The organism is uncultured Amnibacterium sp. (assembly GCF_964250715.1).
GTDB lineage: Bacteria > Actinomycetota > Actinomycetes > Actinomycetales > Microbacteriaceae > Amnibacterium.
Genome location: NZ_CAXUGX010000008.1, coordinates 96,976 through 119,850, shown reverse-complemented (window position 1 = coordinate 119,850; position 22,875 = coordinate 96,976). Strand labels below are relative to the sequence as shown.

Annotated in this window: 16 protein-coding genes; 6 read left to right on the top strand and 10 right to left on the bottom strand. The window is 68.1% G+C overall.

Annotated elements, in window-relative coordinates:
* Positions 1-6: 6 nt before the first annotated feature.
* From ACFE7H_RS09545 to ACFE7H_RS09510, 8 genes are all read right to left on the bottom strand, one after another.
* Positions 7-834 (bottom strand): prepilin peptidase, encoded by an 828-nt coding sequence (locus ACFE7H_RS09545; RefSeq protein WP_375401000.1) that lies wholly within the window; start codon positions 832-834, stop codon positions 7-9.
* Positions 831-2,603: a hypothetical protein gene (locus ACFE7H_RS09540; protein WP_375400999.1), complete on the bottom strand. Its 1,773-nt coding sequence runs from the start codon at positions 2,601-2,603 to the stop codon at positions 831-833. Before ACFE7H_RS09540 ends, ACFE7H_RS09545 begins: the two co-directional genes overlap by 4 nt.
* A complete protein-coding gene (locus tag ACFE7H_RS09535) occupies positions 2,603-3,268 on the bottom strand; it encodes a type II secretion system protein J (protein ID WP_375400998.1) in 666 nt (221 codons plus the stop codon). Before ACFE7H_RS09535 ends, ACFE7H_RS09540 begins: the two co-directional genes overlap by 1 nt.
* Before the next feature lie 2 nt (positions 3,269-3,270).
* The gene (locus ACFE7H_RS09530) at positions 3,271-4,617 is read right to left on the bottom strand and encodes a carboxypeptidase-like regulatory domain-containing protein (RefSeq protein ID WP_375400997.1); all 1,347 of its coding nucleotides are present in this window, start codon (positions 4,615-4,617) and stop codon (positions 3,271-3,273) included.
* Positions 4,618-4,765: 148 nt separating this feature from the next.
* Entirely contained in the window at positions 4,766-5,212 is a 447-nt protein-coding gene (locus tag ACFE7H_RS09525; RefSeq protein WP_375400996.1) for a type IV pilin protein, read from the bottom strand.
* 174 nt (positions 5,213-5,386) lie between these two features.
* Positions 5,387-6,622 (bottom strand): type II secretion system F family protein, encoded by a 1,236-nt coding sequence (locus ACFE7H_RS09520; RefSeq protein WP_375400995.1) that lies wholly within the window; start codon positions 6,620-6,622, stop codon positions 5,387-5,389.
* Between the two features lie 25 nt (positions 6,623-6,647).
* A complete protein-coding gene (locus ACFE7H_RS09515) occupies positions 6,648-7,853 on the bottom strand; it encodes a type IV pilus twitching motility protein PilT (RefSeq protein ID WP_375400994.1) in 1,206 nt (401 codons plus the stop codon).
* A complete protein-coding gene (locus tag ACFE7H_RS09510; RefSeq protein WP_375400993.1) occupies positions 7,850-9,505 on the bottom strand; it encodes a GspE/PulE family protein in 1,656 nt (551 codons plus the stop codon). Before ACFE7H_RS09510 ends, ACFE7H_RS09515 begins: the two co-directional genes overlap by 4 nt.
* A 339-nt stretch (positions 9,506-9,844) precedes the next feature.
* On the opposite strand from ACFE7H_RS09510, the gene ACFE7H_RS09505 reads away from it, so the two are divergent.
* From ACFE7H_RS09505 to ACFE7H_RS09485, 5 genes are all read left to right on the top strand, one after another.
* Positions 9,845-10,258, top strand: coding sequence for an ATP-binding protein (locus tag ACFE7H_RS09505; protein ID WP_375400992.1), 414 nt, complete (start codon positions 9,845-9,847; stop codon positions 10,256-10,258).
* Entirely contained in the window at positions 10,255-11,802 is a 1,548-nt protein-coding gene (locus ACFE7H_RS09500; protein WP_375400991.1) for a PP2C family protein-serine/threonine phosphatase, read from the top strand. The genes ACFE7H_RS09505 and ACFE7H_RS09500 overlap by 4 nt, the downstream gene beginning before the upstream one ends.
* Before the next feature lie 104 nt (positions 11,803-11,906).
* Positions 11,907-12,242 carry an STAS domain-containing protein gene (locus tag ACFE7H_RS09495; RefSeq protein ID WP_375400990.1) on the top strand — a complete coding sequence of 112 codons (336 nt, stop codon included), beginning with the start codon at positions 11,907-11,909 and terminating at the stop codon, positions 12,240-12,242.
* Positions 12,235-12,645: an ATP-binding protein gene (locus ACFE7H_RS09490; RefSeq protein WP_375400989.1), complete on the top strand. Its 411-nt coding sequence runs from the start codon at positions 12,235-12,237 to the stop codon at positions 12,643-12,645. The genes ACFE7H_RS09495 and ACFE7H_RS09490 overlap by 8 nt, the downstream gene beginning before the upstream one ends.
* Positions 12,642-13,838 carry a PP2C family protein-serine/threonine phosphatase gene (locus tag ACFE7H_RS09485; RefSeq protein ID WP_375400988.1) on the top strand — a complete coding sequence of 399 codons (1,197 nt, stop codon included), beginning with the start codon at positions 12,642-12,644 and terminating at the stop codon, positions 13,836-13,838. The genes ACFE7H_RS09490 and ACFE7H_RS09485 overlap by 4 nt, the downstream gene beginning before the upstream one ends.
* A 229-nt stretch (positions 13,839-14,067) precedes the next feature.
* Here ACFE7H_RS09485 and rpoC read toward each other — a convergent pair whose 3' ends face one another.
* Positions 14,068-17,976 carry a DNA-directed RNA polymerase subunit beta' gene (rpoC, locus tag ACFE7H_RS09480; RefSeq protein WP_375400987.1) on the bottom strand — a complete coding sequence of 1,303 codons (3,909 nt, stop codon included), beginning with the start codon at positions 17,974-17,976 and terminating at the stop codon, positions 14,068-14,070.
* A gap of 52 nt (positions 17,977-18,028) precedes the next feature.
* Entirely contained in the window at positions 18,029-21,550 is a 3,522-nt protein-coding gene (gene rpoB / locus ACFE7H_RS09475) for a DNA-directed RNA polymerase subunit beta (RefSeq protein ID WP_375400986.1), read from the bottom strand.
* Between the two features lie 394 nt (positions 21,551-21,944).
* Here rpoB and ACFE7H_RS09470 point away from each other — a divergent pair, with 394 nt between their 5' ends.
* Positions 21,945-22,796, top strand: coding sequence for a spermidine synthase (locus ACFE7H_RS09470; RefSeq protein ID WP_375400985.1), 852 nt, complete (start codon positions 21,945-21,947; stop codon positions 22,794-22,796).
* Positions 22,797-22,875 lie beyond the last annotated feature (79 nt).

The window sequence follows — 22,875 nt, the reverse complement described above, 5'->3', positions numbered from 1 at the left end:
CCCGCCTCAGGCGAGTCCGAACACTCCGATATATGCCGACCAGATCGCCTGGCCGAAGAAGATGCCGATCCATGCCCCGGCGAGCATCCAGGGACCGAACGGGATGGCCGAGGCGCGGGTGGCCCGACGGGTCAGCAGCAGCAGCACGCCGAAGACGGCGCCGAGCAGGAAGCCGGCGAACGCACCGATCGCGAGCTGCGGCAAGCCGAGCCAGCCGAGGAACAGCCCGAGCACACCGGCGAGCTTCACGTCGCCCATGCCCATCGCGCCCGGCTTGACGAACGCGAGCAGCAGGTAGAGCAGTCCGAGTGCGGCCAGCCCGACCGCCGCCCCCAGCAGGTTCCCGAGCTGCCCGCGCATCAGCGCCGAGGCCCCCAGCAGCACGGCGCCGACGCCGTAGGCGGGCAGCACGATGCGGTCGGGCAGTCGGTGCACGTCCAGATCGATGAGCGTCAGCGCACAGCTGATCGCGGCCAGATAGAGGTACGCGACCAGGGCGAGCGCCGCACCGATTGCTGCAGGCGGCGTGTGCGCGGCGACCACGGCGGGACCGAAGACGAGCACGACCAGCACGAAGAACACCGCGGTCGCCGCCTCCACCACGGGATACCGCGCGGAGATGGCGCTCGCACAGTTGCGGCACCGGCCGCGCAGCAGCAACCACGAGAGCACCGGCACGTTGTCGCGGGCGCGGATGCGGGCGCCGCACGTGGGGCACGCGCTCGGCGGATAGGAGAGTGACCGGCCGAGCGGCACGCGGTACGCGACCACGTTCAGGAACGAGCCGATCGCGAGCCCGGTGCCGCCGGCGAAGCACATCGAGAGCGGGTTCATGAACTCGATGCTCCGTTCGAGGTGAAGGCCGACGCGACCGCCGCGTACCGCGACACCTCGAAGCTTGAGACGGTCGGGGTCAAGAAGTCGGGAGGCGCGACATCGGCGAGTCGCGGGTCGTAGACGTAGTTCTTGACATAGCCGACGGCCAGGTTTCCGCTGTTGTCACCGCGGGCGACGCCGCCGCGGAATTTCTGCGCGATCGAGCCGTACACATTCAGCGTTCCGCGAAGACCCGGTTTCAAGGTCATCTGCACCTCGAAGGTGTGGGCGGTCGACAGGATCGCAGCCTGAATGGTGCGGTTCGTGTCGCCGATCAGCGAGCCGCCGGAGCTGTTCACCGGGTTCCAGACGAGGACGCCATTGGTACCGACGAGCCCGAGCAGATCGTCCTGCGTGCTCGCGTACGTGAGGTTCCCGGTGACGTAGACATAGTTCTCGGCGGCCACACTGACCTGGCCGTTCGTCACGCCCTTGATGAAGACGTCGCCGTCACGGCAGCCGTAGGCGGGAGTCGTGATGTCCCAGGCGCTCCCATTGTCCCAGCCGTCGGGCGGAACCTCGTTCGCCATCGGATACTGCACGAACTTCGAGGTCTGCGCGGAATTAGTGAACTTCCATCCCGCACTCGAGGAGGAACCGGTGGCCGTCGACGTGCCGTCCGAGGTGAGGCAGACGAAGTTGCTGGGCACCGACGAGGTGGGGGTGTAGTTCGGGTCGCTCGTCGAAGTGGGGATGTTCTGCACGAAGATCGCGTTGCCGCTGGGTACGTTCACAGTGGCCCCGGCGAACGAGTTGAGCGCTGCCCGGGTGCCGCACGCCGCTCTCACCGATTTGCTCCAGGGCGAGACGACCGTCATCTTGCCGTCGCTGGTCATCGTGATCGACGTCGGACCCGTGTACAGGCAGCCCGTTGAGATGGCCTGCGTCTTCATCGCCGCGTTACTGGTCGGCATCGTGATCGTGGGCGAGTAGGTGACCCCACCGCCGACGTTGTACGTGCCGGCGGAGCAGCCGCTCGGGGTGGTGACGATCGGGGTGTTCGGGTTCGAACTGCTCACCGCACCGTTGAACGTCGCTCCGCAGACCTGAAACGTGTCGTTCGAGTGCGCTGGACCGTTGAGTACGTCGCCGGGCGCGAAGGGGACCGAGACACACGACGAAGCGCGCCCCGCCCACGCGTAGGTCTTGCACGAGTCGGGCTCGGCGCCGATCTTCGGGTCCCGGATTTCGAAGTCCGTGAACCACACGAACTCCGTGAACCCCTGCTGGCGGATGTTGGCCACGAGCGACCGCGTCTGCGATCCCACCCGGCCGGTGGAGCGCACCCGGATCAGGCCGGTGCCGGAGTAGGCGGAATTGTCCGTCTCGTATCGGAAGGAGGCCGTCGTGCCGCTGCCCGGCACACTCCCCCAGGTACCCGTGCACGTCGAGGACGAGGTGCAGGTCCCGCTGGTACCGAATCCGAACGCCGGATTCGGCGTGGACGGCAGCGCGACGGAACTGGACGAGTTTTGACTGAACAGAGAGGAGGGGTTGCCGTACCCCTCGTAGGCGGGATCGGCATTCAACCGCGCCAGGTAGTCCTGCACCCCGGAGTAGGCGGCGTCGAGTGCCCCGGTGCTGTCCTGGTCGGACCGCGCCGCCTGCGCCCCTGAGGACACGGTACCGAGCGCGGCCGCCACGAGCACGGTCATGACCAGCCCGAGCACGATGACGGTGAGCAGGGCGACACCACGGTCGTCCCGAACATCGATACGGCGACGCATCAGTTGCCCGCCGCCAGCGCCACGTTGAGCAGGCCGACCGTGTTGGAGAGGACTACCGGGTCGACCGAGCCGCCGGTGGTGTTCGCCACGGTGGTCGTCACCGTTACTCCGAATACTGTGGACGCCTGCACGGCGGTCAGCCCGCCGGCCGCCGGAGTGATGACAGTGTTGCTGGAGTCGAGATAGGCGAAGAGGGGATCCGCATCCCCGGTCGTCACCAGTGGGCCGGCGAGCGTCTGCGTGGTCGAGGCGCCCGTGAAAGTCCAGTACCCGTTGGACTTGGCAGCGGGTGTCCGCTGCTCGGTCAGGTACCCCGCGGTATTGACGCTGAACGCGACCTTGGTGGGCGCGTAGGTCGTAGTGCTGGTGTCGATGTACGAGATCACCGTCAGGGACGAATCGGTCCCTCCGGCGGCCACCGCCGGCGTGGTGGTGCCGCCCGAGACGGGATTCGGTGCCGCTTCGCGGATCACCCGACGGATCTCGCTCATGGCGTTCGCGGCGGTCCCCACCGAGGACCGAGTGTTCAAGCCCTCTCGAGTGATCTTGGTCACCGCGACGAACAGCCCCCCGATCATGGCGAGCACGATGGTCGTGACCGAGATGGCGACCAGCAGCTCGACCAGGCTCACGCCGTCGTCCTGGTCGCGGATGCGCGCCCCCACCATCACTTCTTGGCCCTCGGGTCGAGCAGGACGGAGACACTCGAAGACGGAGTCGTGTTCGAGGTGTTCACAGCGTTGGTGACCGTGTTGGTCGTGATCTTGACGGACCCGCCGAGCGACCACTGCCCGAAGGGCAGCGCGATCACAACGGTGCCGTTCTTCAGCACAGACCCGAAGATGTAGGTGACGTTCATCGAGCAGCCCGGGTTGCCGCCCGGAGTCGAGTACGAGGGGTTGTTCGAGGTGGCGGTCAAGGTGCCCGTCCCCGTCGCGGTGACCTGCACGACGCCCATATTGACCCCGAGTGCGGAGGTGGAGGACCCGCCGGCCGGGGCACTCTGCCCCGGCGGGCGCAGCCCGGCAGCGAGCGCCGGGCTCGCAAAGATGCTCGCCGGCCACGCGCCCGGGTCGAACGCGGCGCAAACGGTGGACCCTGTGTTCGTCGCGACCGTCCCGGCTATCGCCTGATAACTGCTCGGAAAGAGTGAGATCGACGCGTTGGAACCCGAGGCGACGTAGGGCGACAGGGAGCTGAGGAACGTCGTCGTCAGGTTGGTGGGCAGCAGCGGCGTGGTCCCGTTGTAGTTGTTGGCATAGCTCATGGGGAACGTGCCGACGTTGTCGTAGGTGAAGGAAACCGGTGAGGTCGAGCCGGCCACCACGGCGATGTTCTGGAACGGCGCGGCAGCCTGCGAGTTGTCGACCGATGCGGAACGCGAAGCGGTCACCTTGTAGGTGCCCGGCCGGATACCAGTGGTAAACGAGCAGCCGTTCTCGTCGGTGTTCGAGGGCTGAGTGGACGGGGTGACGGCACCGCCCCCGATTGCCACGAGGGTGATCGCGACGCCAGACTCACCGCTGCCGTCGGCGCCGACGACGGCGACGCCGACACTTCCGGTCGTGGCACTGTCGATAGGGCCGTTCGGTGCGAAGAGCGTGTCGCTGCGCACATCGGTCGTGCCGGGCAGCTGCCCGTTCCAGCTGACGGTCACGTTGACCCGCCGGTACTTGACCGTGGAGGAGGTGGAGCAGGCCACGTCGGCGCCGACCGCCGAAACCCACGACGTGGAGCGGGCGATCGTGTAATCGCGGCCCGAGATCGTCTCGACGGTAGTGGCGGCGTGGATGGCGAACGGGTCGGCGACAAGTCGGACCGCATCCAGTTCTTGCGCGGCCAGGTTGGTGGCGATCTCGCGGGAGCGGTTATCGGCCGTGAAGCGCACCACCGTGACGGCGCCGGCACTGACGCCGGCGGCCAGCAGCATGAAGACGACCACCGCGACGACGACCTCGACCAGCGTGACACCGCTGTCCGGGTGCAGGGCACCCGCTTCGCGTCCGTCGGTCATGAGGGGTCTTCCTTCGGAAGAACTCGGGTATTCGAAAAAGGAACCGGCGGGTACCGGAGATGGAGCGGGCTGAGCGGGGTAGCACCGGAATCAACCGGTCCTACCCCGCTCAGCACAGCGGTCGGGACTCGCGCCCGTCAGCTGTTGATCAGACGCAGTTGGCGGGTTTGGGCGAAGTGACCGCCGGCCCGCTCGCCTGCGTGATGTAGAACACGGTGCCACTGCCGCTCGTCGCCTTCAGGCAGAAGTTGCCGATGTCAGTAGTTGCAGTCGTCGTGGTGTTCCCGACAACGGAGCCCACCCAGCCCGCGCTGACCAAGTCGGCGATGGCAGGGGTGGACGACGTCGGCAGCGCCGGGAACGCGTTCTTCTGGCTGTAATACGTCACGACAGCCGTCTTGTCGTTCGTCAGGTCCGACTGCGCGGCGGAGTCCTTAGCACTGTTCTGTACTCCGACGTAGATGGGAATGGAGATGCCGGCCAGCACGCCGATGATGAGCACGACGACCAGGAGCTCGATCAGGGTGAACCCCGCATCGCCCTCCCCGGCAGCGGTACGCCGCTTGGCGAGTGATTCGCGAAGACGAGTGATCATGGAAGTTGTTTCCCCTTTTGATGAAGTGTGCACGGATTAGACCGTCGAATCCCCCGGCGGTCACATGTATTCTCTCGTGCGGATTCCGCCGTGAATATCCCTTTTGTGGGGGACAAATTGTCCCCGTTTCCGCCCCACGAAGGCGACTTCGGCCCGATCGAGGGCGAAGAAGAGCTATTTGAGCAGTGAATAGATATTGAAGATCGGTAGATAAAGCGCGATGATCATGCCGCCGATGACGACGCCGATGACGACGATCAGCAGCGGTTCGATCAGCGAGGTCAGCGCCTCGGTCGTCGCCTGCACCTCGTCGTCGTAGAAGTCGGCGACGCGGTTCAGCATGGGTTCCAAGGCGCCGGAGTCCTCCCCCACAGCAATCATCTGCACGACCATCGGTGGAAAGACCGGCTCCTTGCGCAGCGGCGCCGCGATCGAATTACCGGCGCGCACCGAGTCCTGCACCGACTGCAGCGCGTGCTCGATCACCCAACTGCCCGACGTCTCGCCCACGATGGCGAGCGACCGCAGCACCGGCACGCCCGAGCCCACCATCGAGGCGAAGTTGCGCGCGAACCGAGCGATCGCGATCTTCGCGAGCAGCGGACCGAACACGGGGATCCGAAGCCTGAGCCGGTCGAATCGGCTGCGCACCGCCTCCTTGCGGCGATTGCGCCGCCACCAGAAGGCGGCCAGCACGAACACGACGATGAGCGCGGGCACGACCCACACCATCGCCTGGGACAGCCAAATGAGGATCAGCGTCGGCAGCGGCAGCGTGCCGCCCAGTCCGGCGAACATCTTCTGGAAGATCGGGACGACGAACACCATCATCCCGATGACGGCAACGACCGCGATCACCAGTACGACGACCGGATAGGTCATCGCGGACTTGATCGTCGAGCGCAGCTTCACGTCCTTCTCAAAGGTGAGTGCGACCGAAGCGAGTGCCTTGTCCAGGAAGCCGCCGGTCTCGCCCGCGCGCACCATGTTCACCATGATCGACGGGAACACGTCGGGGTGCCGCGCGAATGCATCCGAGATGGAACTGCCCGACTCCACATCGGTGCGTACCCGCACGAGCGTCGTGGTCAGCGGGGCGCTGTCGGTCTGCTCGGACAGGATGTCCAGGGTCCGCAGCAGGGACAGCCCGGACGACACCAGCGTGGCCATCTGCCGCGACATGATGGTCAGGTCCTTCAGGCCCACCCGCTGGCGCAGGAACCCGAGGGTGATTTCGCGGTTCAGTCCGCTGTTCTCCCGCGCTTCCACCACCTGCAGCGGGGCCAGGCCCATGCCGCGCATGCGGGCGACTGCCGCCGCCTCGGTCACCGCATCGACGCGCCCCTTGGTCACCTTGCCGGTGGTGTCGCGCGCCCGATAGGCGAAGCTGCGCACCGTCGAGGTCGTCATGCGCCGCACCTCATTCGTCGCGGCCTCATGCGGAACCTGACGGACTGCCCGACGGGCTCAGCTCGTCGGCCGAGAACGAGTCGCCCCAGTCCACTCCGCCGCCGTTCAGCAGACGGCCGTGGGCCGGCCCGCGCTCGATCAGGCGCTTGAGCCCGTCGACGTCCTGCGCCTTCTCGAACGCCTCCTGCTGCGTCACCGTGCCCGCGTTCACCAGATCCGCCAGCTGCTGGTCCATCGTGCGCATGCCCAGGGCACCGCCGACCTGGATCATCGATGGAACCTGGTGGGACTTGCCCTCGCGGATCAGGTTCGCGATCGCCGGCGTCATCACGAGCACCTCGGTCGCCACGACCCGGCCGGTGTGGTCGGCGCGCCGCAGCAGGGTCTGGCTGACCACGCCCTTCAGCGTCAGGGCCAGTTGCGCGCGGACCTGGCTCTGCTGGTGCGGCGGATAGACGTCGATGATGCGGTCGATGGTCTGCACCGCATCCTGCGTGTGCAGCGTCGCGAACACCAGGTGACCGGTCTCGGCGGCCGTGAGGGCGACCGAGATCGTCTCCAGGTCACGCAGCTCGCCGATCAAGATCACATCGGGATCCTGCCGTAGCACATGCTTCAGGGCCGCAGCGAAGCTGTGCGTGTCGTGCCCCACCTCGCGCTGGTTCACAAGCGACTTGCGGTTGGTGTGCAGGAACTCGATCGGATCCTCGACCGTCACGATGTGATCCGCGCGGGTCGCGTTGACCAGGTCGATCAGCGCGGCGAGCGTCGTGGACTTGCCGGAGCCGGTCGGGCCCGTCACCAGCACGAGTCCGCGCGGCAGGCCGGCGAACTGCCCCACGGACTCCGGCACCCCGAGACCGGAGAGCTGCTGGATGGTGGTGGGGATCACACGGAATGCGGCGCCCATGGCCCCGCGGTCCCGGTAGTAGTTGACGCGGAACCGGGCATCGGCGGCGAGTTCGTGCGCGAAGTCCAGCTCCAGTTCGGTCTCGAACCGTTGCCGCTGGTCCGCGGTCAGAATGCTGTACAGGGTGGCGGCGACCCGGTCGCGACCCCACGGCTGCGCACCGTCCATGGGACGCAGATACCCGTCGATACGGATCATCGGCGGCGCATCCGACGACACGTGCAGGTCGGAGCCACCGCGACGGACGACCTCCTGCAACGCGGCGGTCAGGTGGGCGTCCCCGAATACCTGCGGCGCGCCGATGGCGTCGACCTGCGTCACGAGGCGACCCGCAGGATCTCGTCGATGCTCGTGAAGCCCAGCTTGGCCTTGACCCAGCCGTCCTGGCGCAGAGTCGACATCCCCTGGGCGACGGCGGCCTTCGCGATCGTGCCGCTGGAGGATCGGTCCACAGCCAGACGCTCGATCTCCTCGCTCACCGTCATGACCTCCTGCAGCGCGATGCGGCCCCGGTAGCCCGTGTTCGAGCAGTGCGAGCAGCCGACCGCGCGGTAGATCTCCGGAGGCCCGTCGGGGCCGACCTCGAAGTGCAGGCGCTCCAGCGTCTGCTCGTCGGGGACATAGGACTCCTGGCACCGGTCGCACAGTCGCCGCGCGAGCCGCTGGGCGACCACCGATTCCAGAGCGGAGCCGACCAGGAAGGGCTCGACGCCCATCTCGGTCAGCCGCGTGATCGCACTCGGCGCATCGTTCGTGTGCAGGGTGGAGAGCACCAGGTGCCCGGTCAGGGACGCCTCGATGGCGATCTTGGCCGTCTCCTGATCGCGGATCTCGCCGACCAGCACCACATCCGGGTCGGCACGCAGGATCGACCGCAGGGCGCTCGCGAAGGTCAGCCCCGCCTTCGGGTTCACCTGCACCTGGTTGACGCCCGGCAGCAGGAACTCCACCGGGTCCTCGACCGTGATCACGTTCACCTCGGGCTTCGCGATCGAGCGGAGCGTGGCGTACAGGGTCGTGGACTTGCCGGAGCCGGTCGGGCCGGTCACGAGGATCATCCCGTGGGGCCGGTTGTACGAGTGTTCGTACCGCGCCCGGTTGGCCGGCATCATGAACAGGTCGTCGATCGTGACCGCGGCCTGGGAGTTGTCCAGGATGCGCATCACGACCTTCTCGCCCCACACCGTGGGCAGGGTCGCCACGCGCAGGTCGATGGTCGCCCCGCCGTGGCGCACCGACATGCGGCCGTCCTGCGGGCGCCGCCGCTCGGCGATGTCGATCTCGCTCATGATCTTGAGCCGCGACACCACGCCGTTCTGGATCGACTTGGCCGCGTGCTGCATGTCGTGCAGCACGCCGTCGATCCGGTACCGCACGCGGATGTCGTGCTCACCGGGTTCGATGTGGATGTCGGAGGCGTGGTCCTGGATCGCCTGGCTGACGATCAGATTCACGAAGCGCACGATCGGGGCGTCGCTGTCGTCGGCCTCCGCCTCGACCTCGATCGGAGCGCTCTCCTCCTCCAGCGCGACGGAGAGATCGTTCAGCTCGCCGTCCGCGCGGTGGTAGCGGTCGATCGCCGCGAGCAGGTCGGAGCGCTCCGCCATCACCGGCATGGCGTCGCGTCCCGAGACGGTGCGCACGTCGTCCAGCGCGAAGACGTCGGCCAGGTTGACCATCGCCAGCAGCAGTCGGCCGTCCTTGAAGCCGATCGGCAGCACCTCGTGCCGGCGGCAGATCGCACCGGGAACGAGCGCCACCGCGTTCCGATCGACCGGGTACTCCGGCAGTTCCACGAACGGCAGTTCCGCCTGTGCCGCGCGCGCCGAGGCGACCTGGGCGGCACTCACCACGCCGCGGTCCAGCAGGGCGCGAACCGCCTGCTCGTCGCTCGCCCATGACCCGACCGGACCGTCGAGCGCGTCCATCGGCAGGGCACCCCGCGATGCCAGAATCTCGGTGATCGTCGTCACGACGCACCCATTTCGTTCAACACCGCGCGACCCCCGTGCGACTGTGCGTATGCAGCGCAGCTGCGCCTGTGGCGACTGATACGCCTGTTACTCCTGATCACTAGGACGTTATGCGGGCGGCGCAGGAGTGGACAGCCCCGCGAACAGGGGCCGCGACACGGGCGACGCGACCCGAACGGGGTGTAGGCGATGCGGCGGCGAGCGACATAACCTCGCGCTACACCAACCGGAGCCGCTGCGGCCGATTCCGGATCCGGGCCGGCCACGGTCCGTGAGGAGTGCAGTCGACCACCGATGGGCAGGTGGCCGCACCGTGTGCCCGCGTCGAAAGGTTTTCCGATGCCGCCGATTCTCGAGCGGACCATGCAGTTCGAGTCGCCAGAAGACGACATCGACACGGTCCTCGACCTGCTCGGCGCGCTCTGGCTGGATGCACCCGACGTGCCGTCCGGCGACCGCATGCGATTCGAGACGGCCCTGATCGAACTGGCGATGAACGTGCTGACGCACGCCGACGACGGATCAGGCGTGCAGTGCGTGCTCGCGATCATCATCACTCCGGATTCGCTCGATGCGGCGCTCACCGACCACGGCCTCGCCGCCGTGCTGGACCTCGGACAGCGGGAGATGCCGGATTCGTTCGAGGAGTCCGGTCGCGGGATCGCGCTGGTCAAGGCGCTCGTCGACGAACTGGACTACGCCCGCACCGGCGACACCAACCGGTGGCACATCAGCAAGCGGCTCTGCGCATGACGCTCGAAGCGACCCCGAAGTCGTCAGCCGGAACGAACGATCTCGAGGCATTCGCCAACGACAGGCTGCCGGCGCCGGACCTCGGAACCCCGCTCGTCGGCGACGTCTGGAACGAGTGGGACGACGAGGAGGGGGAGGCGCAAGACAAGCCGGCACCGAAGGAACGCGGGGTGCCGATCATCTCCGGGCTCATCGGAGACGTGTGGACCGACGAGGAGGAGACGTCGATCAGGGCCGGACGATCGACCGGCCGCAGGTTCGGAGCAGCTGGCGATCGCGGCGCAGACGTACCGCTGCGCACGGTGTTGTGGGAGCGGATGAAGCTTCCATCTCCCGCGCGCAGGCAGGCCGTCGTCGGGAGCCAGTTCATCCTCGCCGTCGTGATCGCGGTCCTGACGCCGTCCATGCGGGCGGACATATCGGGGATCTGGAGCGGCCTCGCCGTCGTGCTGCTGGCCGGCGGCGTGGCGACGCTGTTCGCGTGTGTGCCCCGGTTGCTCCCCTGGCAGCACGCAATCGCCAGCCTGGACTTCATCGCGATCGAGATCCTGCGGACAGCGACGGGTGGGACCGCTTCGATCTTCGGCGTGCTGGCCATCATTCCGGTGGTCTGGACGGCCAGGACCGCCGGACGCATCAAGGTGCTGTATGTCGCTCTCGGCGTCGCCTGGGTCTACCTGCTGCCGCCATTGCTCGCGCCGCCGAAGGACTCCGATCCCACCTGGCTGATCCAAGGGTGCTTCTACGTCATCGTGTACACGATCACCGGTGCGATCGTCAATGAGCTCTCCCGGAACGCCCGACGTCAGTTCGTCGCAATCCGCGCCAGGGAGCGCGCCGTCGAACGGGAGATCGACCGCGGGGCCGAAGTGCAGCAGGCCCTGCTGCCCAAGAACAACTCGCCCCTGGTCGGCTACGACGTGGCGGGTCGGTGCATCCCGGCCAAGGCCGTCGGCGGCGACTTCTACGACTGGTATCCGATCCCCGGGGGCCTCGGCCTGACGCTCGGCGACGTGATGGGCAAGGGCGTGGGTGCCGGCATGATCGCCGCGACGGCCCACGCGGTCGTCCGCAGCGCCCGCCTGGACGACGATCCGGTCGCCGCGCTGCTGCGCACCGACGCCTGCCTCTCCGACGAACTCGTCGATGTGGGGTCCTTCACCACCATGTTCCACGGGCGCCTGCGCGCCGAGGACGGGCGCCTTCGCTACGCCGACGCGGGCCACGGCCTGACGCTGCACGTGCACGGGGACGGGTCGTGGGAGCGGCTCTCGGCGACGGACCTGCCGCTCGGCCTCGGCGTCGACGCCGCCTGGGAGTGCCGCGAGCTCGTTCTCGAGCCGGGCGACATGCTCGTCAGCTTCAGCGACGGCGTCCTGGAACTGTGGGACGGATCGCTCGCCGCCGCCGAGCACGTCGGCGCGCTGGCCACCTCGTCCTCCTCCGCCTCCGAGCTGGTGGAGGCGGTCACCCGGATGGCGATCCAGACCAGCAACCCGGACGACGTGACCGTGCTCGCCGTGCGTCGCGAACGGAGTGCCTGATGAGCGCCACAGACCTTCAGACTCAGCCGGAGGCGGCACATTATCCTGAGCCCGATCCGGACGGCTCGCTGTCAGGACCACCGATCTCAGGAGGAATAGGTCCGATGGAATGCAATGTGAAGCATCTGGGCACCGGAGTCGTCGTCGTCAGCCTCGACGGTCGACTCAACATGGCCAGTGCGGCCACGCTGCGGCAGACCATCGCCTCGCTCGTGCAGGAGGGGGCGAGCCGGTTCGCGGTGGACCTCAGCCGCATCACGTTCATGGACTCCTCGGGTCTCGGCGCGCTGATCAGCGGCCTGAAGACCGCACGTCAGGCCGGCGGTGACCTTCGGATCGCAGCGCCGACGGAGCAGGTGCAGCTGGTGCTGCAGCTGACCAACATGGAGCGGGTGCTGACGCCGTACGACAGCCCCGAGACTGCGTTCACCAGTGCCTGAGGCCGTGCAGCGGGCGCTCACGATCACGACGCCGCCGGATGACGTGGACACGGTCCACGATCTGCTGGAGAACATCTGGGCCGAGGCACCGAACATCTCGATGAAAGACCGCTTCTGCTTCGAGACGGCGCTCATCGAACTGGCTGCCAACGTGATCCAGCATGCCGACGACGGCTCCGGAGTCGTCTGCCGACTGGAGATCGGGGTCTACGCCGATCGCGTCGACGCGGTGCTGCGCGACTCCGGCCGTGCGGTGTCGGTGCCGCTGGAGGGGCGCGAGATGCCGGACGACATGGCCGAGTCCGGCCGTGGCATCCCCCTCATCCAGGCGCTCGTCGACATCGAGTACCTGCACGCGAACGACTTCAACGAATGGCGCATCTCGAGACGGTTGAACGCGTGAGCGGAGTGGTGACCGGCGTCGCCGGGCCCGCGAGCGCCGCGCTGCCCCCGGACCGCCTCGGTTCCCCGAGCCCCATCCAGGAGTTGGCCGCGGGCGAGGCGGGCCGCTTCGTCAGGATCGTCCGGATAACCCGCGACCTGCTCTCTGTCGACGCGGTCGGCATCGAGGTGCTGGACCACCATCACCGCTGGTCCTCCTCCGGCTTCGGCAAGGCCACCTTCGACTCGGCGGCGGTCCACGGCCTGTGTGGGGCGACGATGCAGGTCGGGGACCAGTTCGTGCTGGAGGACGTGGCCGCCGACGGGCGGTTCGGCGACCTGCCCTCCGACATCGGGTTCTTCGCCGCGCATCCCCTGACCAGCATCAGTTCGGGCGCCACAGGCGTGCTGTGGGTCGCAGGCGCCGCGCCCCGCACATTCGACGAGGCCGCCCGCGACCGGTTGCGCGATCTGGCGAAGTGGGTCTCCGAAGAGGCGGTGGACTCGGAGGAGTTGACGCGCAGCCGCCAGGTGCAGCGGGCGCTGCTGCCGAAGTCGTTCGCCACCCTGGACGGGTACGACGTGGCCGGCGGATCCTCCGCCAAGCGCGCGGTCGGCGGCGACTTCTACGACTGGTACCCGGTACGGCACGGCGCGGCGTTCACGATCGGCGACGTCATGGGCAAGGGCATGCCGGCGGCGCTGATCGCCACGACCGTCCGCGCCGTCATGCGCGCGGGATCGCGGTCGGACGGCGTCGCGGCGGCGGCGGAGGCGGCGGAGGAGACGCTGGACGCCGACCTCAGTGGTGCATCGACGTTCGTGACGCTCTTCCACTCCTACCTGGACGAGGAGACCGGGGTGCTGCGCTACATCGACGCGGGCCACGGTCTCTCTCTGGTCGTGCACACCGACGGCTCCAGTGAGCGGCTCTCGTCCAATTCGCTGCCCCTCGGCGCCGGCGCGAACTCCGAATGGCGGGCGCAGACCGTGCGGCTGCATCACGGCAGCACGCTCGTCTCGTTCAGCGACGGCGTGCTCGACCTCTTCGACGGCACCCTGGGCGCGATGGACGAGGTGGAGACGATCGTGCGCGGCGCACCGACCGCCCAGGCCGTCATCGACAGCCTGATGGCCCGCGTCGACAGCACCGTCACGGACGACGTGACGGTGATCGCGGTCCGCCGCACCCCGAGCGGATCCGACTGGGACTGACCCTCCCGGTCGCCTTCCCGTCGCTTCCCCGTCGACCCAAATCCCGCTCTGCCCCGATCCGGGGGCGATCGGCCGTGAATGCGTCGAGGCCCGCCTCCTACTGGAAGCGGGCCTTTCGGCTGGGTCGGCAGGCCGGGCGATTCAGTCGCCCGGCCGGACTGCCAACGACCCGCGCCGCAGCTGGGCCCACCGCCCCTGCCGGGCGGGGGACGGCGGCGCGGAAATCAGCTCAGTTATAGGTGCCCGGGGTGTAGTCGTCGGAGCTGAAGGAGTCGAAGTCCACGAAGGACAGGTCGGCCTCGTTGAACACCGCGTCGTCACCGAACAGACGGTTCGGGTACCGCTCGGCCTTGGCCTCCTCCGTCGGCTCCACGGTCACGTCGCGGTAGCGCGGCAGACCGGTACCGGCCGGAATCAGCTTGCCGATGATCACGTTCTCCTTCAGGCCGAGCAGCGGATCGGACTTGCCGTCCATCGCGGCCTGCGTGAGCACGCGGGTCGTCTCCTGGAACGACGCGGCCGACAGCCACGACTCCGTCGCGAGCGACGCCTTGGTGATACCCATGACCTCCTGGCGGGCCGACGCGGTCTTCAGACCCTCGCCGAGCGCTGCACGGTTGACCTCGTTGTAGCGCGACCGGTCCACGAGCTCGCCCGGCAGCAGGTCGGTGTCGCCGTGCTCCACGACGGTCACCTTGCGCAGCATCTGCCGCACGATGACCTCGATGTGCTTGTCGTGGATGGGCACGCCCTGGCTGCGGTAGACGCCCTGCACGCCGTCGACCAGGTGCTGCTGCACGGCACGCACACCGCGGACGCGCAGCACCTCCTTGGGGTCGATCGAGCCGACGTGCAACTGCTGCCCGAGCTCGACGTGCTCGCCGTCCTCGATCAGCAGCGTGGCGCGCTTCAGCACCGGGTAGGCATGCGGCTCGTCGCCGTTGTCAGGGGTCAGGATCAGCTTGCGCTGACGGTCCGTGTCCTCGATGGTGACGCGACCGGCGGCCTCGGCGATCGGCGACGCGCTCTTGGGGGTACGCGCCTCGAACAGCTCCTGCACGCGGGGCAGACCCTGCGTGATGTCGTCCGCCGATGCCACACCACCGGTGTGGAAGGTGCGCATGGTCAGCTGGGTGCCGGGCTCGCCGATGGACTGCGCGGCGATGATGCCGACCGCCTCGCCGATGTCCACGAGCTTGCCCGTAGCCAGCGACCGGCCGTAGCAGGCTGCGCAGACGCCGACGGCCGATTCGCAGGTCAGCACAGAGCGCACCTTGATGTGCTCGACACCGGCCTCGACCAGCCGCTCGATCAGCACGTCGCCCACATCCGCGCCGCCCTCGGCGAGGATCTCGCCCGCCTCGGTCACCACGTCCGTGGCCAGGGTGCGGCCGTAGACGGAGTTCTCGACGTTGACGTCGCGCACCAGCACGCCTGGGCCCCCGGCCCCTGCCGGGCCGGGGAGGGTGTCCTTCGCCGCGATCGGCAGGTCGAGCCCGCGGTTGGTGCCGCAGTCGTCCTCGCGGATGATGACGTCCTGGCTGACGTCCACCAGGCGCCGGGTGAGGTACCCGGAGTCGGCGGTGCGCAGCGCGGTGTCGGCCAGCCCCTTGCGGGCGCCGTGGGTGGAGATGAAGTACTCCGCCACCGTCAGGCCCTCGCGGTACGAGTGCACGATCGGGCGCGGGATGATCTCGCCCTTGGGGTTGGAGACCAGGCCGCGCATACCGGCGATCTGGCGCACCTGCATCCAGTTGCCGCGGGCACCCGAGGACACCATGCGGTTGATGTTGTTGCTGGCCGGCAGGTTGTCCTCCATGGCCTTGGCGACCTCGGCGGTGGCCCGGTTCCAGATCTCGATCAGCTCCTGGCGCCGTTCGGCGTCGGTGGTCAGACCGGTCTCGTACTGGCTCTGCACCTTGGCGGCCTGCTTCTCGTAGCCCTCCAAGATCTTCGCCTTGCTGGGCGGCGTCAGCACGTCGGACAGCGCGACCGTCACACCGGAGCGGGTGGCCCAGTAGAAGCCGGCGTCCTTGATGCGGTCGAGCGTGGCAGCGACCTCCACCTTGGGGTACCGCTCCGCCAGGTCGTTCACGATCCGCGAGATGCGGGCCTTGTCGGCCAGGTCGTCGACGAACGGGTAGTCCGACGGCAACGTCTCGTTGAACAGGGCGCGGCCCAGAGTCGTCTCGACCAGCAGCGGAGTGCCGGGCTCCCAGCCCTCCGTCGGCATGCCCTCGGCGGGCACGATGTCCGAGAGGCGCAGCTTGATCAGCGCGTTCAGGTCGAGCGTGCCGGAGTCCTTGGCCATGATCGCCTCGGCGACGCCGGACAGCACCCGGCCGGTGCCGACCGCGTCGGGCTTGACCGTGGTCAGGTGGTGCAGGCCGATGATCATGTCCTGGCTGGGCAGAGTCACCGGGCGGCCGTCGGACGGCTTCAGGATGTTGTTCGAAGCGAGCATCAGGATGCGCGCCTCGGCCTGGGCCTCGACGGACAGCGGCAGGTGCACGGCCATCTGGTCGCCGTCGAAGTCGGCGTTGAACGCCGAGCAGACGAGCGGGTGCAGCTGGATGGCCTTGCCCTCCACGAGCTGCGGCTCGAACGCCTGGATGCCCAGGCGGTGCAGCGTGGGCGCGCGGTTCAGCAGCACGGGGCGCTCGCGGATGATCTCCTCCAGCACGTCCCACACCTGCGGACGGCTGCGCTCGACCATGCGCTTGGCGGCCTTGATGTTCTGCGCGTGGCTCAAGTCGATCAGCCGCTTGATGACGAACGGCTTGAAGAGCTCCAGCGCCATCTGCTTCGGCAGACCGCACTGGTGCAGCTTCAGCTGCGGGCCGACGACGATGACCGAGCGGCCCGAGTAGTCGACGCGCTTGCCGAGCAGGTTCTGACGGAACCGGCCCTGCTTGCCCTTCAGCATGTCGGACAGGCTCTTCAGCGCCCGGTTGCCGGTGCCGGTGACCGGGCGGCCGCGGCGGCCGTTGTCGAACAGTGCGTCGACGGCCTCCTGCAGCATCCGCTTCTCGTTGTTGACGATGATCTCCGGCGCACCCAGGTCGAGCAGGCGGCGCAGACGGTTGTTGCGGTTGATCACGCGGCGGTACAGGTCGTTCAGGTCGCTGGTGGCGAACCGGCCGCCGTCCAGCTGCACCATCGGGCGCAGCTCGGGCGGGATGACGGGCACGACGTCGAGCACCATGGCGGCCGGCGAGTTGCCGGTCGACAGGAACGACGAGACGACGCGCAAGCGCTTGATGGCGCGAATCTTCTTCTGACCCTTGCCCTCGGCGATCTGCTGGCGCAACAGCTCGCCCTCCGCCGTGAGGTCGAAGGCTTCGAGGCGCTTCTTGATCGCCTCGGCTCCCATGTAGGCGGTGAAGTAGGTGCCGAAGCGGTCGACCAGCTCGTTGAAGACGGCGTCCTCGGGCTTCAGGTCGCCGACCTTGAGCGAGCGGAAGTCGTCCCAGACCTTCTCGAGCATGCCCACCTGGTCGTCGAAGGAGCGGCGGATCTGCGCCATCTCCTTCTCGCCGACGTCCTTGGTGCGGCGCTTCTGGTCGCTCTTCGCGCCCTCCGCTTCCAGCGCGGCCAGATCGGTCTCGAGGCGCGCGAGGCGCTCGTTGATCCGCGCGTCGCGCTGATCGGTGAGGGTCTTGATCTCGAGGCGCAACTCGTTCTCGAGGTCGGGCAGGTCGTCGTGACGGCCGTCCTCGTCGATCTCGATGATCATGTACGCCGCGAAGTAGATGACCTTCTCGAGGTCCTTCGGCGCCATGTCGAGCAGGTAGCCGAGGCGCGACGGGACGCCCTTGAAGTACCAGATGTGCGTGACCGGAGCGGCGAGCTCGATGTGGCCCATCCGCTCGCGGCGCACCGCGGACTTGGTGACCTCGACGCCGCAGCGCTCGCACACGATGCCCTTGAAGCGGACCCGCTTGTACTTGCCGCAGGAGCACTCCCAGTCGCGGGAGGGCCCGAAGATCTGCTCGCCGAAGAGGCCGTCCTTCTCGGGCTTCAGGGTGCGGTAGTTGATGGTCTCCGGCTTCTTGACCTCGCCGTAGGACCAACGGCGGATGTCGTCGCCGGTGGCGAGGCCGATGCGGAGCTCATCGAAGGTTGTGACGTCGAGCACTGAATCTCTTCCCTATTGATTCGTTATGTATGCGTGTCGAGGAATGCGGGGATCAGATGTCGTCGATGGACGACGACTCGAACCGCGTGGAGATGTTGATACCGAGCTCCTCCGCCGCGCGGAACACCTCTTCGTCGGTGTCGCGCAGGCTGACGGCGGTGCCGTCGGCCGCGAGGACCTCGACGTTCAGGCAGAGCGACTGCATCTCCTTGATGAGCACCTTGAAGGACTCGGGGATGCCGGGCTCCTGGATGTTCTCGCCCTTGACGATCGCCTCGTACACCTTGACGCGGCCGAGGATGTCGTCGGACTTGATGGTGAGCAGCTCCTGCAGCGCATACGCCGCGCCGTACGCCTCGAGCGCCCACACCTCCATCTCGCCGAAGCGCTGCCCGCCGAACTGCGCCTTACCGCCCAGCGGCTGCTGGGTGATCATCGAGTACGGGCCGGTGGAGCGGGCGTGGATCTTGTCGTCCACCAGGTGGTGCAGCTTCAGGATGTACATGTAGCCGACGCTGACCGGGTCGGGGAACGGCTCACCGCTGCGGCCGTCGAACAGTCGCGTCTTGCCGGTGGAGTCGATCAGGCGCTCGCCGTCGCGGTTGAGCGTGGTGGAGTCGAGCAGACCGGCGATCTCCTCCTCGAGCGCCCCGTCGAACACGGGGGTGGCGAGCTTGGAGCCGGCCGGCGCGCTGTGCGCGGCCTTGGGCAGCCGCTTGGCCCACGACGGGTTGCCGGCGACCTGCCAGCCCTGCTTGGCGACCCAGCCCAGGTGCGTCTCGAGCACCTGGCCGAAGTTCATGCGGCCGGGGATGCCGAGCGGGTTCAAGACCACGTCGACGGGGGTGCCGTCCTCGAGGAACGGCATGTCCTCCACCGGCAGGATCTTGGCGATGACGCCCTTGTTGCCGTGGCGGCCCGCCAGCTTGTCGCCCTCGGTGATCTTGCGCTTCTGGGCGATGTAGACGACCACGCGCTGGTTCACTCCGGAGCCCAGCTCGTCCTCGTTCTCGGCGGAGAACTCCTTGACGGCGATGACCGTGCCCTCTTCACCGTGCGGAACCTTCAGCGAGGTGTCGCGCACCTCGCGGCTCTTCTCGTTGAAGATCGCGCGCAGCAGGCGCTCCTCGGCCGACAGCTCGGTCTCGCCCTTGGGCGTGACCTTGCCGACCAGGATGTCGCCGGGGCTGACCTCGGCGCCGATGCGGATGATGCCGCGCTCGTCCAGGTCGGCCAGCAGATCGGGCGCGACGTTCGGCAGGTCGCGGGTGATCTCCTCCTTGCCGAGCTTGGTGTCGCGGGCGTCGACCTCGTACTCCTCGATGTGGATCGAGGAGAGCACGTCGTCCTTCACCAGGTTCTGGCTGAGGATGATCGCGTCCTCGAAGTTGTGACCCTCCCACGGCATGAACGCGACCAGTAGGTTCTTGCCGAGCGCGAGCTCACCGTTCTCGGTGGCGGGACCGTCGGCCAGCACCTGGCCGACCTCGACCCGCTCCCCCGCGTCCACGATCACGCGGTGGTTGTAGGAGGTGCCCTGGTTGGAGCGGTCGAACTTGCGCAGGTAGTAGGACTCGGTGCCGCCGTCGTCGAGCTGCACGGTGACCGCGTCGGCGGAGACCTCCGACACGACTCCGGCCGCGTTGGCCGTGACCACGTCGCCGGCGTCGATGGCCGCGTAACCCTCCATGCCGGTGCCGACCACGGGGCTCTCGCTGCGCAGCAGCGGGACGGCCTGGCGCTGCATGTTCGCACCCATCAGGGCGCGGTTGGCGTCGTCGTGCTCCAGGAAGGGGATCAGCGACGTGGCGACCGACACCATCTGGCGCGGGCTGACGTCCATGTAGTGGACCCGGTCCTTGTCGACCAGCTCGACCTCGCCGCCCTTGGGGCGGACCAGCACCTGCGGCTCCGCGAAGGCGAAGTCGGCCGTGAGCGGTGCGTTGGCCTGAGCGACCAGGTACTCGTCCTCCTCGCTGGCGGTCAGGTAGTGGATGTCGTCGGTGACGACGCCGTCCTGCACCCGGCGGTAGGGGGTCTCGATGAACCCGAAGGAGTTGATGCGGGCGAACGAGGCGAGCGAGCCGATCAGGCCGATGTTCGGGCCCTCCGGGGTCTCGATCGGGCACATGCGGCCGTAGTGGCTGGGGTGCACGTCCCGCACCTCGACGCCGGCGCGCTCGCGGGAGAGACCGCCGGGGCCGAGCGCGGACAGTCGACGCTTGTGGGTCAGGCCCGCGAGCGGGTTGTTCTGATCCATGAACTGAGACAGCTGGCTGGTGCCGAAGAACTCCTTGATCGCGGCGACCACGGGGCGCACGTTGATCAGGGTCTGCGGAGTGATCGCCTCGATGTCCTGCGTGGTCATGCGCTCGCGGACGACGCGCTCCATGCGGGACAGGCCGGTGCGCACCTGGTTCTGGATCAGTTCGCCGACCGCGCGGATGCGACGGTTGCCGAAGTGGTCGATGTCGTCCACGTCGAGGCGGATGTCGACCTCGCGGCCGTCGCGCTGACCGGGCAGCGCCCAGGTGCGCTCGTCGAGCTGCTTCACTGCGGGCGCGCTCTGGTCGTGCAGCGCCACGAGGTACTTGATGGTGGCGATGATGTCGTCGACCGTCAGCACGCTGTCGGACAGCGGGGAGTCGATGCCCAGCTTGCGGTTGATCTTGTAGCGACCCACCTTGGCCAGGTCGTAGCGCTTGCTGTTGAAGTAGAAGTTGTCGAGCAGCGCGCGGGCGGCCTCGGCTGCCACCTGCTCGCCCGGACGCAGCTTGCGGTAGATGTCCTTCAGCGCCTCGTCCTTGGTGAGGATGTTGTCCTTCTCCAGGGTGAGCTCGATCGAGCTGAAGCCCGCGAACTTCTCCAGGATCTCCTCGGAGGTCAGACCCAGGGCCTTCAGGAACACGGTGACGGACTGCTTGCGCTTGCGGTCGATGCGCACGCCGACCTGGTCGCGCTTGTCGATCTCGAACTCCAGCCAGGCGCCGCGGCTGGGGATGATGCGCGCGGAGTAGACGTCTTTGTCGGAGGTCTTCTCGGCGGTGCGATCGAAGTAGACGCCCGGGGAGCGCACCAGCTGGGACACGACGACGCGCTCGGTGCCGTTGATGATGAAGGTGCCCTTGTCGGTCATCAGCGGGAAGTCGCCCATGAAGACGGTCTGGGTCTTGATCTCACCGGTGAGGTGGTTCATGAACTCGGCCTCGACGTAGAGCGGGGCGGAGTAGGTCTTGCTGCGTTCCTTGCACTCCTCGAGGGTGTACTTCTTCTCCTCCAGGAACGGGTTGGTGAAGCTGAGCTGCATCGTCTCGCTCAGGTCCTCGATCGGGGAGATCTCCTCGAAGATCTCGTCGAGGCCGCTGTTGGCGGGCAGGTCGGTGCGGCCGGCGGCGTTGGCGTCGGAGACGCGCTGCCGCCAGGCGTCCGATGCGACCAGCCAGTCGAAGCTCTCCGTCTGCAGCGCCAGCAGGTCGGGGACCGTCAGCGTGTCGGTGATCTTCGCGAAGGACAGCCTCGCGGCGTTCCTTCCGTTCTGCGGGATGAGGGTGGTGGCGTCGGGCGCAGCAGCCAAGAGTGACCTTTCAGAGGACCCGCATCGTCTGCGAGCCGGATTCCTGTGGTGGCGGTTCGATGGGGTGGACGGCGACGAAGATCGGCCGTACGCGCTCGCCGTTGACCCGTGCCGTGCTGTGACGGAGTCGTGTCGATGTGACAGGCTGCCGGCACGCACGGACCGCCGACCGCAATATGAAGGCGAGAGATGGTCAGAGCGCCGTTCCAGCACGGCGCGACCTGCGAGCGCAAGGGTCCAGCATAGGTCTCCCGAGCGCTCATGTCCAGCCGACACTTGCCCCGACTCGCCGGGTGCGCTATAACCCGCGTCCCGCCCGCTGCTCGGCCGCTGCTCGCGCGCTGCTCGCAGGCCGTATCGGCGCTGCGCGCGGCGGCGATCTAGGGTTTCGAGCATGGCGACCGCCGACTCCGTGCTGCTCGGCAGCGGCATGGTCGCGACGATCGAGCGGGATCGCTGGCATCCGGGTCGATACGAGCTGGTGGTCGACGGGACGCCGCAGTCCAGCGTCGACCTGGACGACCCGACGCAGCTCGGCTTCGAGTACATCGAGCGCATCGGCCACGTGATCGACCTGCTGGCCGAGCCGGCGGAGCCGATCACCGCCCTGCACCTGGGCGCCGGCGCGCTGACCCTCCCCCGCTACGTCGCGGTCACCCGGCCGGGTTCCCGCCAGCAGGTGGTGGAGCTGGAGCGGGACCTGGTCGACCTGGTGCGCGAGCGCCTGCCCCTGCCGCAGGGCGCGAACATCCGCATCCGCTACGGCGACGCGCGCGATGTGGTCGGCCGCCTGCCGGAGGGCCTGCACGGCGCCGTCGATCTGGCGGTGGTCGATATCTTCGCCGGCGCCCGCATCCCGCCGCAGGTCACGACCCGCGAGTTCTACGGCCGGGTCGCCTCCCTGCTGTCCCCCGACGGCGTGATGGCGGTGAACGTGGCGGACGGGGCCGGCCTGCAGTTCGCCCGCACGCAGATGGCGACCGTGCACGCGGTCCTGCCGGAATTGGCGGTGCTTGCGGAGGCGCAGGTGCTGAAGGGCCGCCGGTTCGGCAACCTGGTGCTGGTCGCCTCCCGTCGCACCCAACCCCTGGACTGGCTGCCGCGGCTCCTCGCCGCCGGGCCCCATCCAGCCCAGGCCGTATCCGGCGACGACCTGCGGCGTCTGATCGGCGGAGCCGCGGTGGTCACCGACGAGACCGCGACCGGGTCCCCCGAGCCCGACCGCGCGATGTTCCTGGATCGCTGAGCACGACGCCGACCGGCGGGCCACGTGCGATTCCACGCCGACAGCGCACCCTCTCCCGTCGGAAGCCGCATACAGGCGT

Bases quoted from the DNA above. Each gene is read 5' to 3' on its own strand.
- ACFE7H_RS09545 (WP_375401000.1), bottom strand. From the start codon at position 834: ATGAACCCGCTCTCGATGTGCTTCGCCGGCGGCACCGGGCTCGCGATC.
- ACFE7H_RS09540 (WP_375400999.1), bottom strand. From the start codon at position 2,603: ATGCGTCGCCGTATCGATGTTCGGGACGACCGTGGTGTCGCCCTGCTC.
- ACFE7H_RS09530 (WP_375400997.1), bottom strand. From the start codon at position 4,617: ATGACCGACGGACGCGAAGCGGGTGCCCTGCACCCGGACAGCGGTGTC.
- ACFE7H_RS09525 (WP_375400996.1), bottom strand. From the start codon at position 5,212: ATGATCACTCGTCTTCGCGAATCACTCGCCAAGCGGCGTACCGCTGCC.
- ACFE7H_RS09520 (WP_375400995.1), bottom strand. From the start codon at position 6,622: ATGACGACCTCGACGGTGCGCAGCTTCGCCTATCGGGCGCGCGACACC.
- ACFE7H_RS09505 (WP_375400992.1), top strand. From the start codon at position 9,845: ATGCCGCCGATTCTCGAGCGGACCATGCAGTTCGAGTCGCCAGAAGAC.
- ACFE7H_RS09500 (WP_375400991.1), top strand. From the start codon at position 10,255: ATGACGCTCGAAGCGACCCCGAAGTCGTCAGCCGGAACGAACGATCTC.
- ACFE7H_RS09495 (WP_375400990.1), top strand. From the start codon at position 11,907: ATGGAATGCAATGTGAAGCATCTGGGCACCGGAGTCGTCGTCGTCAGC.
- ACFE7H_RS09470 (WP_375400985.1), top strand. From the start codon at position 21,945: ATGGCGACCGCCGACTCCGTGCTGCTCGGCAGCGGCATGGTCGCGACG.